The 15,777-nt window shown below is 63.1% G+C and carries 11 protein-coding genes; 7 read left to right on the forward strand and 4 right to left on the reverse strand.

Annotation, left to right across the window (positions count from 1 at the left end; genetic code table 11):
* The first annotated feature begins 180 nt into the window (after positions 1-180).
* The 7 genes from ACR9Y2_RS31995 (at position 181) to ACR9Y2_RS32025 (ending at position 8,885) form a co-directional block, all read left to right on the forward strand.
* Entirely contained in the window at positions 181-2,724 is a 2,544-nt protein-coding gene (locus tag ACR9Y2_RS31995) for a phosphocholine-specific phospholipase C (protein WP_435045943.1), read from the forward strand.
* A gap of 215 nt (positions 2,725-2,939) precedes the next feature.
* Positions 2,940-3,659, forward strand: coding sequence for a hydrolase (locus ACR9Y2_RS32000; RefSeq protein WP_435045944.1), 720 nt, complete (start codon positions 2,940-2,942; stop codon positions 3,657-3,659).
* Between the two features lie 24 nt (positions 3,660-3,683).
* Positions 3,684-5,486, forward strand: coding sequence for an amidohydrolase (locus ACR9Y2_RS32005; protein WP_435045945.1), 1,803 nt, complete (start codon positions 3,684-3,686; stop codon positions 5,484-5,486).
* Between the two features lie 20 nt (positions 5,487-5,506).
* Entirely contained in the window at positions 5,507-6,910 is a 1,404-nt protein-coding gene (locus tag ACR9Y2_RS32010; RefSeq protein ID WP_435045946.1) for an alginate export family protein, read from the forward strand.
* 28 nt (positions 6,911-6,938) lie between these two features.
* Entirely contained in the window at positions 6,939-7,205 is a 267-nt protein-coding gene (locus ACR9Y2_RS32015; protein ID WP_435045947.1) for a XapX domain-containing protein, read from the forward strand.
* A gap of 73 nt (positions 7,206-7,278) precedes the next feature.
* Complete coding sequence (locus tag ACR9Y2_RS32020) at positions 7,279-8,235, forward strand: ring-cleaving dioxygenase (protein ID WP_435045948.1); 957 nt, start codon at positions 7,279-7,281, stop codon at positions 8,233-8,235.
* On the forward strand, positions 8,232-8,885 hold the full coding sequence (locus ACR9Y2_RS32025) for an alpha/beta hydrolase (RefSeq protein ID WP_435045949.1): 654 nt from the start codon (positions 8,232-8,234) through the stop codon (positions 8,883-8,885). Before ACR9Y2_RS32020 ends, ACR9Y2_RS32025 begins: the two co-directional genes overlap by 4 nt.
* Here ACR9Y2_RS32025 and ACR9Y2_RS32030 read toward each other — a convergent pair.
* The 4 genes from ACR9Y2_RS32030 to ACR9Y2_RS32045 form a co-directional block, all read right to left on the reverse strand.
* The gene (locus ACR9Y2_RS32030) at positions 8,882-9,742 is read right to left on the reverse strand and encodes an alpha/beta fold hydrolase (RefSeq protein WP_435045950.1); all 861 of its coding nucleotides are present in this window, start codon (positions 9,740-9,742) and stop codon (positions 8,882-8,884) included. The two genes, ACR9Y2_RS32025 and ACR9Y2_RS32030, sit on opposite strands and share 4 nt — an antisense overlap.
* Positions 9,743-9,794: 52 nt before the next feature.
* A complete protein-coding gene (locus tag ACR9Y2_RS32035) occupies positions 9,795-11,669 on the reverse strand; it encodes a tetratricopeptide repeat protein (RefSeq protein WP_435045951.1) in 1,875 nt (624 codons plus the stop codon).
* A gap of 410 nt (positions 11,670-12,079) precedes the next feature.
* On the reverse strand, positions 12,080-13,045 hold the full coding sequence (gene fliM, locus ACR9Y2_RS32040; RefSeq protein ID WP_435045952.1) for a flagellar motor switch protein FliM: 966 nt from the start codon (positions 13,043-13,045) through the stop codon (positions 12,080-12,082).
* Positions 13,046-13,129: 84 nt separating this feature from the next.
* A complete protein-coding gene (locus ACR9Y2_RS32045) occupies positions 13,130-15,754 on the reverse strand; it encodes a prolyl oligopeptidase family serine peptidase (protein ID WP_435045953.1) in 2,625 nt (874 codons plus the stop codon).
* Between the last annotated feature and the right edge of the window lie 23 nt (positions 15,755-15,777).

A 15,777-nucleotide genomic window follows, 5' to 3' on the forward strand; every position in this document is an offset into this window, starting at 1 on the left:
ATTTCTGATATTTCAGTAGACGGTCCGTGTTCCTGGCTTCGGTGCCCTGATTTCACGCAGCTCTCACCTGACTGCAATGTCGTTCAGGCACAATGGAGAAACACGCGGCCGCGCCCCTCTGGATACGAGAGCCGGCGGCATCCGCACATCGATCTGGAGCTCAGTACCCTTTCCTTCTGTATGTCCACGCGTAGAGACTTTTTCAAACGAGCGGCCGTCCTCTCCGGTTCCGCCGGCCTGACCCGTACGCTGCTTGCTGCCGTCCAGCGGGCGTCGGCGATTGAGCCCATTTCGGGCAGTTCGTACCTGGATGCCGAGCACATTGTTGTGCTGATGCAGGAGAACCGGTCGTTCGACCACTGTTATGGCCGCCTGCGCGGGGTGCGTGGGTTCAACGATCCGCGGGCGGTGGAACTGCCGGACCGGAAGCCGGTCTGGCTGCAGACGAACGACAACGGTGAGACGTACGCTCCGTTCCGGTTGAACATCAAAGACACGAAGGCGACCTGGCTAGGCTCGCTGCCTCATTCGTGGCGGGACCAGACGGATGCCCGCAACCATGGGAACCACGACAAGTGGCTGCAGGCGAAGGGCTCAGGAAACAAAGAGTGCGCGGGGATGCCGCTGACGCTGGGCTACTACGATCGTGACGACGTACCGTTCTACTACGCGATTGCCGATGCGTTCACGGTGTGCGACCAGCACTTCTGTTCGTCGCTGACCGGGACAACGCCCAACCGGCTTTACTTGTGGACCGGCACTGTTCGCGAGAAGCCGGAGGTGCAGTCGCCGCCGAATGTCAGGAACTCCGAGGTGGATTACGGCGTCCCGGGTCGTTGGACAACGTTCCCCGAGCGTCTGGAGGACGCTGGTGTCTCGTGGAAGATCTACCAGAACGAACTCAGTGTGCCCACCGGCTTCAGTGAGGTGGAAGAAGACTGGCTGGCGAATTTCACCGACAATCCGATTGAGTTCTTCGAGCAGTTCAACGTGGGCGCATCGGCGAACTACCGCAAAGAACTGGTCCGGCTGTCGAAGGTACTGCCGGGCGAGATTGACGAGTTGAAGAAGCAGCTGGTGGGCGCTACGGACCAGGCCGCCGAGACCCGCAAGCTGCGGAAGCAGCTCTTGGATAAGGAACGGCTGTTGAAGTTTGTGAAGGTGGAGCAGCCGAAGTGGACGGAAGAAGCTGTCGCCAAACTCACGCCGCGCCAGCGTGCGCTGCACGACAAGGCCTTCACGACCAACACAGGCGATGCGGACTATCGCAGCCTGGAGTACTTTGCCTACCAGGACGGCGCGGAGAGCCGCCGGATGCCCATGCCCAAAGGCGACGTGCTGCACCAGTTCCGGCAGGACGTCGACGGCGGCACCCTGCCCGCGGTGTCGTGGCTGGTGGCGCCGCAGAACTTCTCTGACCATCCTGGCGCGCCCTGGTACGGCGCCTGGTATGTAGCTGAAGCGTTGAACATCCTCACTCGCAGGCCGGAGGTGTGGAAGAAGACGATCTTCATCCTGACCTATGACGAAAACGACGGCTACTTCGACCATGTACCGCCGTTTGTGGCGCCCGATCCGGCGAATGCGGAATCCGGCAAGACGTCAGCGGGCCTACAGTCAGAGCTTGAGTACCTGCCGCTGCAGCAGGACCTGAAGCGCAACTTGCAGAAAGATGCGCGCGGCGGTTCGATCGGGCTGGGCTACCGTGTGCCGCTGGTAGTTGCTTCGCCGTGGAGCCGCGGCGGTTTTGTGTGTTCGCAGGTGTTCGACCACACCTCGGTCCTGCAAATGATGGAGAACGTGTTGAGCCACCGGCTGGGCAAGGCGGTGAAGGAGACGAATATCACGGGTTGGCGGCGAACCGTCTGCGGGGACTTGTCTTCGGTCTTCCGGCAGGCGCCGGAGGGTCCGGCGCATGCGTTGCCGTTTCCAGCGCGCAAGCAGTTCCTGGCGGGGATCCACAAGGCACAGTACAAACCCATGCCAACGGGCTTCCGGCGGCTGAGTGCTTCCGATGTGGAGCAGGGACGCACCAGGTTGGCCGAGGTGGACTGGATGCCGCGCCAGGAGCCGGGCACGCGGCCGTCCACTGCGCTGCCGTATCAGTTGTACGCCGAGGCTGCGCTCTCAACGGACCGGCGCAATGTGGAGATTTCGCTGCGGGCGGGGCACGAGTTTTTCGGCGGCCGTTCGGCGGGTTCGCCCTTCCATGTCTATACTCCAGGCTCGTTCCGTGGCGGCACGGCGCTGAGAACCCGGGCGTATGCGGTCTCGGCGGGCAGCCAGCTGTCGGACCAGTGGGCGCTGGAAGGCTTCGAACATGGTGCCTATCACCTGAGAATCTGCGGGCCAAACGGGTTTCTGCGCGAGGTGGCGGGCGGCGCCGGCGATCCCGAGCTGGACGTGCGCTGCGAGTACCAGCGCGATTCCGGAGGCCGCGGCAGGCCCACCGGCAACATCGTCCTGGAGTTGACCAACCGCGCTGCTGAGCGCGCCTGGCGGCTGCAGGTGCGTGACAACGCCTATGGGGCCGCCATTCGTGAAGTGGAACTCCGGCCGAAGGGCCGGGAAAGCCTGGTCCTCCAGTTGGAACGCAGCCATCGCTGGTACGACTTCAGCGTCACGGTGGAAGGCGCTGAAGGCTACCTGCGCCGCTACACGGGGCGAGTGGAGACCGGCCAAGCCGGAGTCAGCGACCCCTTGATGGGCCGTCAAAACATCTGATCCAGGCTTAGGCTTGGATCCCCCTAGATAGCAGCAGAGCCATCCCCCTATAGGGGTAGAGGAGCTCTATGAGCCATTGGGGTGTCGGCACACCTGTCAGGAGCCTTACCCTGCAAGGGCACGGTGGTGGACGCAAAGCAGAAGCTCCGCTTCACCGCCGTGCGCAGTCATGCGCGTAGGACTGCGATTCCCGCTGGTAAGGAGAACTCCCCAGAATGAACAAACCCACGGCCAACGGCAATGGCGCTCGCATAGGGCTGAGCGAGAAGGGTCTGTTGACCCCGGACAACTGCGTATTCGCCTTAATCGACCACCAGGGCCAGATGATCTTCGGTGTGTCGAATATCGACAGGCAGTTGCTGATCAGCAATACGGTGGGCCTGGCGAAGACTGCGCGCGTTTTCGATGTGCCAATGGTCTTGTCCACCGTCGAGACGAAGTCGTTCAGCGGACCGCTCTGGCCCCAGCTGCGCGCCGTGTATCCGAACGTGGAGCCCATCGAGCGTACTTCGATGAACGCCTGGGATGACGAGAACTTTGTCGAGGCCATCCGCCAGACGGGCCGCAAGAAGATTGTTCTCGCCGGCCTGTGGACGGAGGCGTGTGTCACCTTCCCGGCAGTGCAAGCCATCCACGACGGGTATGAGGTGTATGTGGTGGTGGATGCCTGCGGGGACGTTTCGCAGATGGCGCACGAAGCCGCCATGCAGCGCGTGATCCAGGCCGGCGCCAAGCCGGTGACCTGGCTGCAGGTGCTGCTGGAACTGCAGCGCGATTGGGCGCTGCGTGGGACGTATGACGCGGTGATGGACATCGTGAAGACGCACTGCGGAGCCTATGGCGCCGGGGTCGAGTATGCCTACACGATGGTGCACCACGCGCCTGAGACCAAGTACCCCGAGTACGAGCCGGTGTTGAGCGCGGCCGGTCACTAGAAGCGTGGGGAGCCGAGCCGCATCATGATCGCAGACACCATCATTCGCAATGCGCGAATCGCCACACTGGGAGCGGGCAACGCGCCCGCTTCCGCCGTGGCGATCGCGGACGGGCGCTTCGTGGCTGTGGGCACAGAGCGCGACGTGGAGCCCTACCGGGCGGCGGTGACGCAGGTGATTGACGCCGGTGGGCGCACCCTCATTCCCGGTCTCAATGATTCGCACCTGCACCTCATCCGGGGCGGACTCAACTTCAACATGGAATTGCGCTGGGATGGCGTGCCGTCGCTGGCCGATGCCCTGCGGATGCTGAGGCTGCAGGCCCAGCGCACGCCGGCGCCGCAATGGGTGCGTGTCGTCGGCGGCTGGAATGAGTTCCAGTTCTCCGAGCGGCGCCTGCCCACCCTGGAGGAGATCAACGAGGCGGCTCCGGAGACTCCGGTCTTCGTCCTTCATTTGTACGACCGAGCGCTATTGAACGCCGCCGCGCTGCGTGCGGTTGGGTATACCAGGGACACTCCGGCGCCGGGCGGCGCCGAGATCCAGCATGATCACCGCGGCAATCCGACGGGCCTGCTGATCGCGCGTCCGAATGCATCGATTCTCTACGCGACCCTGGCCAAGGGGCCCCGGCTGTCCTATGAGGACCAGGTGAACTCCACGCGGCAGTTCATGCGGGAGTTGAACCGCCTGGGTTTGACCAGCGCCATCGATGCCGGTGGTGGATTCCAGAACTATCCGGACGACTATGCGGTGATCGAGGATCTGCGCCGCCAGGGTCAGCTCACCATCCGCATCGCCTACAACCTTTTCACGCAGAAGCCGAAGCAGGAGCTGGAGGATTTCGCCCGCTGGACTGGCATGACGCGGCCGGGCGAAGGCGACAGTTTCTACCGGATGAACGGAGCCGGGGAGATGCTCGTTTTCTCGGCGGCCGACTTCGAGGACTTCCTCGAACCGCGTCCAGACCTGGCCGCGGGGATGGAGTCGGAACTGGAAGGGGTGGTTCGCCTGCTGGCCGAGCAGCGCTGGCCGTTCCGCCTGCACGCGACGTATGACGAGTCGATTGCGCGCTTCCTGAACGTCTTCGAGAGAGTGAACCGGGAGATCCCGTTCCACGGGCTGCACTGGTTTTTCGATCACGCGGAAACGATTACCGACCGCAACATCGAACGGGTCCGCGCGCTGGGCGGCGGTATTGCCATCCAGCACCGCATGGCCTTCCAGGGTGAGTATTTCACGGCGCGCTACGGCCGTGAGGCCGCGGAACGGACCCCGCCCATCCGGCGGATGTTGGACATGGGCGTGCCTGTTGGCGCGGGGACAGATGCGACCCGGGTTGCGAGCTTCAATCCATTTGTTTCGCTGTCCTGGCTGGTGACGGGGAAGACCGTGGGCGGGCTGACGCTTTACCCGGAATCGAACCGGCTGGACCGCACAACGGCACTGCGGCTTTACACGGAGGGCAGCAGCTGGTTCTCGAACGAACAGGGCGAGAAGGGTTCCATCGAGCCGGGCAAGCTGGCGGACCTGGCGCTGTTGACGGCCGACTACTTCTCGATCCCCGAGGAAGAGATCCGCGGCCTGGAATCCGTCCTGACCATGGTGGGCGGCAAGGTGGTTTACGCGGCGGACGAGTTCCGGCACCTGGATCCACCGTCGCTGCCGGTGAGTCCGGACTGGTCGCCGGTGAAAGTATACGGCGGTTACCAGTCGCGATTGGCCGCGACGGCGAGCCGTGCGACGGCGCACCAACACTGCTCCCACGGCGGCCACGGGTGGGCAGCCTGGCCGGATGGGCTGTTCTGCAACTGCTGGGCGTTCTAATGCGGAATGGAAGCGGTAAGGTGGCGAACCACTCCCCAGCACGTTTCGTGTTGGTCCTGCCGCTATTGGGCGCTGGGCTGTTTGCGCAGGCGACCGCGCAAACGGCTCCGCCATTCAAAGCCCAGAGGGTGGATGAAGACTACAGCTACTTGAGGGATCCGGCCCTGCGGCAGGATGAGCTGGACGTGCTGAAGTACATTCCGCTGTCGGCGGAAGGCGGCAGCTATGTTTCGTTGGGCGGCGAGGTCCGCGAGCGGTTCGAGTTCTTCAGCAATGGCGGCTGGGGCCGCGAGCCGAAGGACACCAACGGCTACCTGTTGCAGCGCTATATGCTGCACGCGGATTTCCACCTGGGCAGCCGGCTGCGGTTTTTCGGCCAGTTCAAAAGCGGGTTGGAGAATGGCCGCAACGGTGGCCCTCGTCCGCCCGACGCGGACAAAGCGGATGTGGAGCAGGCGTTCGTGGAGGCGCAGTTGACGGGGACTGCCGCACAGGGTGTCGCGCTGCGTGTGGGCCGGCAGGAGATTTCATTTGGCACTTCGCGCCTGGTGTCGTTCCGGGAAGGACCGAATGTGCGGCAGACCTTCGACGGGGCGCGGCTCACGGTGCTGCAGGAAGGCTGGCGGCTCGATGTTTTCGCGACGAAGCCCGTGCAGACCAATCGCGGCGCGTTTGACGATTCACCGGATCACGGCCGCTCCTTCTGGGGCGCCTACGCGGTACACAAGCTGCCCTTGCTGCCAAAGGGGCACATCGACCTCTACTATTTCGGGATTGACCGGAAGACGGCGCGCTTCGACTCCGGCGCCGGCCGGGAGCAGCGGCATTCATCAGGAGCCCGCATCTGGGGCGGCACCGAGGCCTGGGACTACAACTTCGAACCCGTGTTCCAGTGGGGCCGATTTGGTTCGGGAGACATCCGGGCCTGGACGGTTGCGTCGGACACCGGCTACCACCTGACCGCCCTGCGTTTTCATCCGCGTCTCGGGCTGAAAGCGGATGCCGCCAGCGGGGATCACCATCCAGGAGACGGCACACTGGGCACATTCAACGCCATGTTTCCCAAAGGCGCCTACTTCAGCGAAGCAGACCTGCTGGGCCCGTACAACGTGATGGACCTGCATCCGTCGGTGGAGTTGCACCTCCTGAAGAATCTCTCGCTGACCGTGGATGGCGACTTCTTCTGGCGGCAAAGCACCCGGGACGGTATCTACGGCATCGCCGCCAACCTGATACAGTCCGGCCGGAATTCAGAGGCGCGCTTTGTGGGGTCGCACACCAGTGCCCAGGCGGAGTGGCGGCTTGACCGCCATTGGAGCGTTACGGGCATCTACCTGCATTTCTTTCCAGGTGAATTCCTGAGGCAGGCGCCGCCGGCCCGCAATGTGAACTTTGTGGCGGTCTGGGCCACTTACAAGTTTTGAGAACCTTCCGGTCCTGGAGAAACACTTGATGAAGATCGCGATTGGCTTGCTGGTTAGTTTCCTGGTTGGGGTAGGCTGCCGTTATTTCGATATCCCCGTGCCCAGCCCTCCGGTATTGCCGGGGGCCTTGCTGGTAGTGGCGATGACGCTAGGCTACACGTCGACGGATCGTTTGCTGAAGGACAAGGCTCCGGAGGCGAGTACCAAGGCGATGTGCGGCGGCCCCACGGGCAAGGCTGCGGGCGTGACGATGCCGGCGGGCCCGCAAACCTCCGCAGTGGAGAACCGGTCGTGATCGAGCATCCCATCCACCCGCATGTTCCCGCCGGCCGCCCGGCGCAACCACAAAACAGCTAGGAGAGACACCCATGGCTCCACTCATATCCGGTATCCATCACATCACGGCGATTGCCGGCCATCCCCAGGACAACCTCGATTTCTACACCGGGATCCTGGGCTTGCGGCTAGTCAAGACTACAGTCAACTTTGATGATCCCGGCTCGTACCACTTCTATTACGGAGATGGCACCGGCTCCCCCGGCACCATCCTCACCTTCTTCACCTGGCCGGGTGCGCGGCGTGGACGCAAAGGCACGGGACAGGTGACGGGCACCAGTTTCGCCGTGCCCCTGGGCTCGCTGATCTACTGGGAAGACCGGCTGCGCTCCGCCGGCGTTCCGATTCAGGCGCGGTCGGGCCCCTTTGGCCGGCCGGTGCTGGCCTTTCCCGACGGAGACGGCCTGAGCCTTGAGCTGATTGAAACGGAGCAACTGGATCACAGCCGGGCCTGGACCGGTTCGCCGGTGCCGCCCGATATGGCAATCCACGGCTTTCACAGTGCGACGATCTCGGCGGCCGACGCAGGCCCGACGGTATCACTGCTGCAGGAGACGATGGGTTTCCGTTTGGTGGGCGAGGAAGGGAACCGGCAACGGCTGGAGGTTGCGGCCGGTGGCCCGGGTCAAACCGCCGACGTCGTTTCCGTGCCGGGCGGAGAGCCCGGACGAGTGGCGGTGGGCACCGTGCACCATATCGCCTGGCGGGCTCCGGACCAGGCTCAGCAACTGGCCTGGCTGCAAATTCTGGAGCGCGAAGACTACAACGTCTCACCGGTGATGGACCGCGCCTACTTCCACTCCATCTACTACCGGGAGCATGGCGGTGTCCTCTTCGAAATCGCGACGGACCAGCCCGGCTTTGCGGTGGATGAGCCGGTGGAGTCGCTCGGCTCCGAACTGAAGTTGCCCAGCTGGCTGGAACCCCAGCGCAGCGTGATCGAGGATGCTTTGCCGTCCATCCAGCGCCGACAGGGGGTGGCCGCATGACCGCCCAGGAGTTGGGCTTCCGCCACCGCTTTGTGCCGGCCGCCCAGGACGGTCCGCCGGTCACCCTGGTCCTGCTGCACGGTACGGGCGGTAATGAAGACGATCTGCTCAGCCTGGGACGGGAACTTGCACCGGGGGCGGCGCTGCTGAGTCCCCGGGGGAAAGTATTGGAGAACGGCCTGCCACGGTTCTTCCGGCGGCTGGCCGAGGGGATCTTCGACCAGCAGGATCTGGCGCTGCGCACCACGGAGTTGAGCAAGTTTGTGACGGCGGCGAAGGAGTCCTACGGCATCCAGCACCACTCCACTGTAGCGGTGGGTTACTCGAACGGCGCCAACATCGCGGCCAGCATCCTGCTTTCGGTGCCTGGGATTTTCGATGGAGCCGCCCTGCTGCGGCCGATGGTTCCTTTTGTGCCCTTTGATCCGCCCAGGCTGGATGGGGTGCACGTCCTGCTCGCGGCAGGCGAACGCGACCCCATCGTGGAAACGGGCAACACGGACCTGTTGACGTCGATCCTGGATTCCGCCGGAGCGGACGTGAAGCTGCACTGGCATCCCGGCGGACACGAACTGGGCCAGGACGACCTGTTCGCCGCCAAACGCTGGATGGACAGCTGGCTATTGACCGGTTCGAAGAGAACCGCTTAGTTCAACCCGGCTAGAAACGCTTTCAGGGTGGCGAGGGCCATCGGCTTGTTCTCGCGCCGGACGTTATGGCCCGCGCCGTCAATGTGCACGATTTTGCCTTTGGGCAAAAGGGCAGCGGTCTCCTCGTTCTGTTTGCGGAGGTCGCCCTGTGCGTCGGCCTTCAGGATGAGGGTGGGCGCCGTGATCTTGGGTAGAATCTCCGTCATCGGCGGCCGGCCGGCCATGCCAACCTGGGTCGTGGCCGGATGATGACGGCGCTTGGAGGGCGCCCACAGGCGGCACTCGTCCTCGCCCCATTTCGGCGAGTTCTTCATGCAGTCGGCGGTCAGCTCTTCCAGTGACATGTTGTTGCGCTCGATCATCTTCTGAATGCGCTCTTCGGGCGTGCCCTGGGCGGCTCCCGGAGCTGGTGCGCCCGGCCTGCGCGGCGCAAGGCCCGGATCTTCCAGGATCACTGCTTTCGGCACGTCTGGATACCTGGAGGAGAACCAGGCGACTGAACTGCTGCCCATGGAGTGGCCCATCAGGATCGGTTTCACGATCTTCCGTTCGCGGATGAAGGCGGCCAGGTCTTCCACCTGAGCGTCGGGCCCATCGCCAACCTTTGGTGGATCGGTCAGGCCATGGCCGCGGGCATCTACCAGGTAGATGTCATAGCCGCTGGTGAGTTCCTTGGCCAGACCCGTCCAGCAGAGTCCGTCGTCGGAGGAGCCGTGGGCGAAGATCATCACCGGCTTGCCAGGGTTGGCGGCATGCCAGTAGTGGATGCGGATTCCATTGCCGTAGACATAGGAATCGGTCCAGCCGGCAACCGGTGCGGCCTGGAGCATGAGGGCGAGGGCAAACGCAGAGAGCATCAGGGTCTCCTTTTCGGCCCCTATGATATCGGAGTTGCCACTCCCATACGGACTAGGGCGCCAACCCCACGCGGCGCCTGACCTGCTGATAGGCGGGCAGGGGGCGGAGGCTGTCGAAGAGTGGTTCCGCATCCAGGAACAGCATGTCGGTCTCGTGCGCGGTGATACCCTTCTTCAACTCGGCAACCGCCTTTTCGGGTTCGTTCAGGGCGGTGAGCAGCAGGGCACAGTGGACATGCACAACGGGCGCCTTCTCGAGTTCGGTGAGGACGGCCCGTGCTTGCGCGATGCGGCCTGCGCGGGCCAGCGCAGCCCCATAGCGGGCCATGATCTCCGATGCGTGCGGCTGGGTTTTCAGGGCGGTATCAAACTCGGCCAGGGACTCAGTGTGCCGTCCGAGCATGGTCAGCACTGTGCCGCGCAGGAAATGAGCGCCACTCGACTGCGGCGCCACCGCCAACAGCCGGCTGGTTTCGTGCAGGGCCTCGTCAAATTGCCGGGCAGCGTACAGTGTGACGCCATAGTCATTGGCGGTGCTCATTGTAATCGGGTCGAGTTCGCGCGCCAGCCGGATCTGGTCGAGGGCCTCGGCATCCCGGGCCCGGCTCATCAGGAAGATGGCGTAGGACTGGTGCGTCCGGGCGATGCCGGGGGCTGACTGCAGCGCCTTGCGGAGGTAGGTTTCCGCCGCCTGTGCATTCCAGTCGATGACCATGGCGATGCGGCCGCGCAACGCCGCGGCTTCGGGTAGGCCCGGGTCCAGTTCCAGTGCGATATCGGCTTCACGGCGTGCGGCCTCAAAGTAGCCCATGGGCTCGCGGTCCTCGTGAAATCCCTGAGTGAGGTAGGCGTCGCCCAGGGCTGCATGAGCACGGTCGTGGTGCGGGTCCAGCTTGACCGACTGTTCGAAGAGCTGCCTGGCCTTTGGGAGCCCACCCTCGGTTGTTCTCGATCGGAAGTAGAGGCCGCGGAGATACAGTTCGTGCGCCTCTACCAGGTTCCTGGACCGCTGCACGGGGAGTGCGGGCGGCTGGGCGGGGTCTGATGGCGGCAGTGAGAGTGTCTGCCGGATGGCGGTAGCGAACGATTCCGGCACTGCCTCCAGGTCGGCGGCCGTTACGCTGATGTGTTCCGACCAGATATAGAAGCCTCTCCTTACATCCAGGAGGCGTGCGGTGACAGACCAGGCATTCCCTTGTTGCGGGCCGGTGTGGCGCAACGATCCGACAAGAATGAACTCCACATGCGCTTCCTGGGCCTTCTTCTGGAGGTCCGCCGTGGACTCGGCGCTGTTGCCCGCCATGGCCGGTAGTGATGCCACGCGCAGCGCCGGCGACCGGGCGAGCAGGGCCGTCAGTTCCTCCGTCAGCCCCAACGCCACAAATTCATTCGCGGCATCTCCGCTCAGGTTCTGAAACGGGAGAAGACCGAGCTTGAGAGTGGAGCCGAAAGGATGCCAGCTCAGGGCCAGCAGACCGGCACTGGCAGCCACGGCCAGGGTGGCGGTCAGAACGATGAGCCAAGTCCTGTGCCGTGAACGGGCGGAGACAGGGGTCTCCTGCTCCGGCGTTCTGAACTCAAAGCTGGGGACATATTGGCCCCGGGGGATGGTAATGATGAGCTGGTCATTCAGGCCGTCTGACTCGTAGTGACGGGCCAACCGGATGCGCAGGTTGCGCATCTGAACGCGCACCAGGGCGTCCGACTGCGGGTCCCAGGTGGTATCGCGGTGGAAGACCTCCACCCCGATCAGGGACTCCTTCAGCTGACTGCCATGTCCGGCCAGGGTTTCGTCGATCAGCCAGGAGAACAAACCACGGAGCCGTTCGGTTTCAGCGAAGGCTGGGGCATTGAGAATCCTTTGAACCTGGCTCCGGATCTGGTGTTGCGTCGGGGCAATGGTCGGAGATGGGGGTTCGACGGGCATGACGGCTGCCTCTTAACGTCCTCCCTGTCCGGTCCGCATGTTAACTGCGTCCGGGCGCCTGGCTGCAAACATCTGAATCTACAGAGATAGTGCAGCTTTACCGTTAATCGGGTCGAAAAGTCTGGTTTTTTCTTAATGCCAGGGGTAGTATACACCACATGCAGTAGCACATGTGCCCCCCTGGTCGTGATACTGCCTTCGGCGTGAGAGTGCCGGTTCCGGCCGGTCGGAGGAGCACGCCGCGTGGATTGGCGCAAACGCGCGTCCGGGGCGCCGCAAGGGACTGGGCGGTACCCCATGTAAGGACCGGAGGGTAAATTGGTCCGCATCCAGGTTGAGCTATCCCAGGGTGCTGATCGGCTTGGAGGGGACTCTCCGGTCCCCTATGATGTCTGTTTCTGTATGGAATCCTAGTCCTCAGTCTGGTCCACCAGGATGTGGAAGGCGCGTTTCCTACCCGTATTCACAATGCGGCCGTTGAACTTCAGTGCACCGTTGATCAGCAGGTTCACCGGCCGGTTCACCGGGAAGTCAAACTCCACCACGTCGTCCGGTTGAAGGCCCAGCATCTGTTCCACAGTCAGGGACGGCCCCTGCAGCCGGGCATCGAACTTCAATTGGGCCGGCTTGATGAGCCGCAGGATACGCGCCTGCTCCTCCTCAGTCGATTCCGACTTCCTCACCGACCATTGCTGGTCGAACTTCTGGCGCAGCATCTTGATGATGATGGACGGAATCCCGAGGTTCATCATCCCGGCCACTTCGCCGATTCGGATCTCCATGCCGACGGTGACCACGGCCTCGTTGGGGGCCAGAATCTGCAGCAGTTGCGGCTCAGTCTCATGTGCTTCGATCGCGAAGTTGATCTGGGAGATTGGCGACCAGGCTTCGCGCAAGTCGTGCAGAATGATGCGGAACAGCCCGTCGAGGATCGACTGCTCGATTTCCGTGATCTCCCGCGTGACCTTGTACGGAGTCTTGCCGCTGCCGCCCAGCAGCATCTCCAGGATGGGGAAGACCATCGTGGGGTTCAATTCCAGCACGGCATTGCCGTCGAAGGGCCGCATGCTGAGGCTGACGATGCACGTCGGCGCCGGCAGGCACTGCGAGAACTCGAGGAACGACAGCTGTTCCACCGAGATCAGGTTGACCATCACATAGGCGCGCAGGTAGGCGGAGAGGCTGGAGGCCAGCGATCTGGCGAAGTTGTCGTGCAACAGGTGGATAGCACGCAACTGGTCTTTGGCGATACGGTCCGGTCTGCGAAAGTCATAAGGCTGCGCCTTACGTGCCGGATCGTCCTCGTTCGAGGTCCCTTGCAGGTTACGAAATACGCTATCGATCTCGTCCTGGCTCAACACGCGGTCCGAGGCCATACTCCTTCACTATCGGCCTCGGATTCGTCCGTGATCCCAACAGATCTTTCCGTATCACCTAAGCGTGGTGGTCTATTCTGAGGCCTACTTCAGGTCGCGCACCACGCGGAAGCCGATGTAGTCCGGGCGAGCCTTGGTGGTCGTCTTGGAGTCAGCAGGCCGGTCGGCGCTGCCGCCCAGCGCTACGAAGGAACCGTCCTTCTTCGTGACCCACTCCGCCACATTGCCGCCAAGGTCGAAGAGGGGATCGTCGCCGGCGCCGGTGAAACTGCCCACCGGCTGTAGCAGCGAGCCCGGGGCCATGCCCTCAATGAGGGAGCTCAGGCGAGCTTCATCGTCCGCGTTGACTGTATAGCCGGCCCAATGGTCGAGCGTATTCTCGTTCTTCGAGCGAGTCAGCAGCGAGCCCAACTCCTCTTCCGTGCCGAGCCGGTAGTTCTGACCCGTCTGCTTCGAGAGCCAGGCGCAGTAAGCCTTCGCCTGGTCGACCGAGATGCCGCCGGCCGGATAGGCATCCGTGCCGGGCGCGACTTTGTACGAACCCTCAAATGAATGGAATTGGCCTCGCGTGACTTCGAAGCGGCCCATCGCGATAGCGCCGCGCTCGACGGTTTCCGGCGTCTGCGGCAGGCTCCGGGTCTTGAGCAGCGCCGCCAGGGCGGACTCCGGCTTCAGGGCCTCGTTCGTATCGCTGGCGGTTCCGAAGAGGTACTTGTCGAACCAGGCGAGTTCTTCTTCCACCTTGCGGCGCTGATGGACGTACTTGCGCGGCCCGTGCGCCTCACCGGGGAAGAGAATGAACTTCACATCCGCCTGCCCGTAGTGCTGCAGGGCGCGGTAGTGCTGCCAGCCCTGTTCCGTCGGCACCTGCTTGTCCTCGGTGCCGAAGAAGATGATGGTGGGCGTTTTGACCTTGTCCATGCGGTAGAGCGGCGACTTGCGGATATAGAGCTGAGGGTCGTCCATCGGCGTCTTGCCCAGGTAGTACTGTTCGAAGGAGTCGCCGAATACGGCATTGCCCCAGTCGCTGGACCAGTTCACATCGCCGGCACCGGCTCCGGCCACTTTGTACCGCGTCGTGCGCGTGGTGAGCTCGATGGTGATGATCGACCCGTTCGACCAGCCCATCACGCCCATCTTGTCGGCGTCGATGATGCCCCTGGCAATGAGCGAGTCGACCCCTTTCTCGACGTCGATCCACTCCAGGTCGTTGTACTTGCCGCCGGAGATGGACTCGCCCCACTTCAGGCCGTAGTTTGACGATCCGTGATAGTTCGGCTTGAACAGGAACGCTCCGCGCTGCGCGTAGAGCTGGTGCGGATAGCCCATTGACTCGTTGAAGGCGTAAGGATCGTGACCGTGCGGACCGCCGTGGATCATGACCACCAGCGGATACTTCTTCCCCGGCGCGTAGTTGTGCGGGTAGTAGAGGATCCCCTCCACCTGCTCGTCCTGCGCGCCTTTCCATGTCACCAGTTCGGTCTTGGCGATGGGCTTCTTCTTCCAGTCGGAGTTCGGTTCGAGGAAGGTCTTTGCGTCTGCGAAGCGAGCGCCGTCCAGTTTGGCGACGAGCCATTTCGCGGGTTCGCCAGAGGTGGAGGTGGTGTAGATGATCTGCTCGCCGTCGTCCGTGACGGTCACGGCTTGTACGTTTTCCGTGTCGATCCAGGCGCGGGTCCAGGTGTCGCCCGCACGCGTATAGCGAGCGGCCCGGTTGCGGGCCCCGTTGGCGAGCAGCGCCACGAAGCCATCCGGGGTCAGGCTGACACCGGAGCTAAGCCCGTTCTCCCAGCCGAGATCCACCTTGGTGACTTTCGAGGCGGCGACATCGTAGTGGTAGAAGAGGTTCACCGAGGCGTTATAGAGGTAGGGGTGCGTCGTATAGGGAGCCGAGAAGTAGAAGCCTTTGCTGTCGTTGGTCCAGTTGAAGCCGCGCGGCAGCACTTTCCCGTCCGTGAACAGCTGGGTGCTTTTGCCGGACTTCAGGTCGTGCAGAAAGGTCACCGGCTTCACCTTTTGGTCGTAGATCTCGGCCAGGCTGCGATTGTGCAGCGTCACGGCCCAGGCGCCGTCCGGCGAGGCAAAGACGGCTGTGATGCGGTCGGCATTCGCTGTCAACCGTGTGGACTTCGAGCCCTTCACCTCGAACTTGAACAGGCGAACCGGCGGCGCATGTTTCTCGTCATCCACCACCTGCGAAGTGTCTTTGCGTTCTTTCACTTTCTGGTCGTAAAGCGACGGATCTTCGGGAGCGGCAATCAGCAAGGTATCGTTGTCCAGCCATTCAAAGGTGCGGACGCCCTTCTCGAATTTGGTGACGGACCACGGCTCACCGCCGGCCAGGTTCAGGAACCAGACCTGCATCCCGCTGGGCGCTGCGTCGGTCGGAGCCGGCCCAGTGGCCGGAGGCTTCCGTGACGTCAAAAAGGCGATCCGCTTCCCATCGGGCGAGAATTTGGGGCTGCTCTCGCTGTCGTTGCCGCGCGTGAGTTGCACCTCTTCCAGATCGCCCAGGCGCTTGAGGTAGAGGTGGGAGACCGCCTCGCCCTGCTCCTTATTCATCCTCGACTTCACATAGACGGCCACTTTGCCGTCGCGCGAGAGTTCCAGACCGGAAGCTCGTTCCTGCAGCAGAATATCGTCAACAGTCCATTTCTCGGCTGCGGGGAGCAGCGACACCAGGGCCAGACTAACCAAAAGAATCCGCATGGTGTTCATTGTAAACAGAGAGG

It is taken from the genome of Paludibaculum fermentans (assembly GCF_051172195.1).
In the GTDB taxonomy this organism is placed as follows: Bacteria; Acidobacteriota; Terriglobia; order Bryobacterales; family Bryobacteraceae; genus Paludibaculum; species Paludibaculum fermentans_A.

What these genes read in the sequence shown, in the direction of transcription:
- ACR9Y2_RS32025 (WP_435045949.1), top strand. Translation starts at nt 8,232, where the DNA reads ATGACCGCCCAGGAGTTGGGCTTCCGCCACCGCTTTGTGCCGGCCGCC.
- ACR9Y2_RS32020 (WP_435045948.1), top strand. Translation starts at nt 7,279, where the DNA reads ATGGCTCCACTCATATCCGGTATCCATCACATCACGGCGATTGCCGGC.
- ACR9Y2_RS32030 (WP_435045950.1), bottom strand. Translation starts at nt 9,742, where the DNA reads ATGCTCTCTGCGTTTGCCCTCGCCCTCATGCTCCAGGCCGCACCGGTT.
- ACR9Y2_RS31995 (WP_435045943.1), top strand. Translation starts at nt 181, where the DNA reads ATGTCCACGCGTAGAGACTTTTTCAAACGAGCGGCCGTCCTCTCCGGT.
- fliM (WP_435045952.1), bottom strand. Translation starts at nt 13,045, where the DNA reads ATGGCCTCGGACCGCGTGTTGAGCCAGGACGAGATCGATAGCGTATTT.
- ACR9Y2_RS32035 (WP_435045951.1), bottom strand. Translation starts at nt 11,669, where the DNA reads ATGCCCGTCGAACCCCCATCTCCGACCATTGCCCCGACGCAACACCAG.
- ACR9Y2_RS32000 (WP_435045944.1), top strand. Translation starts at nt 2,940, where the DNA reads ATGAACAAACCCACGGCCAACGGCAATGGCGCTCGCATAGGGCTGAGC.
- ACR9Y2_RS32015 (WP_435045947.1), top strand. Translation starts at nt 6,939, where the DNA reads ATGAAGATCGCGATTGGCTTGCTGGTTAGTTTCCTGGTTGGGGTAGGC.
- ACR9Y2_RS32005 (WP_435045945.1), top strand. Translation starts at nt 3,684, where the DNA reads ATGATCGCAGACACCATCATTCGCAATGCGCGAATCGCCACACTGGGA.
- ACR9Y2_RS32045 (WP_435045953.1), bottom strand. Translation starts at nt 15,754, where the DNA reads ATGCGGATTCTTTTGGTTAGTCTGGCCCTGGTGTCGCTGCTCCCCGCA.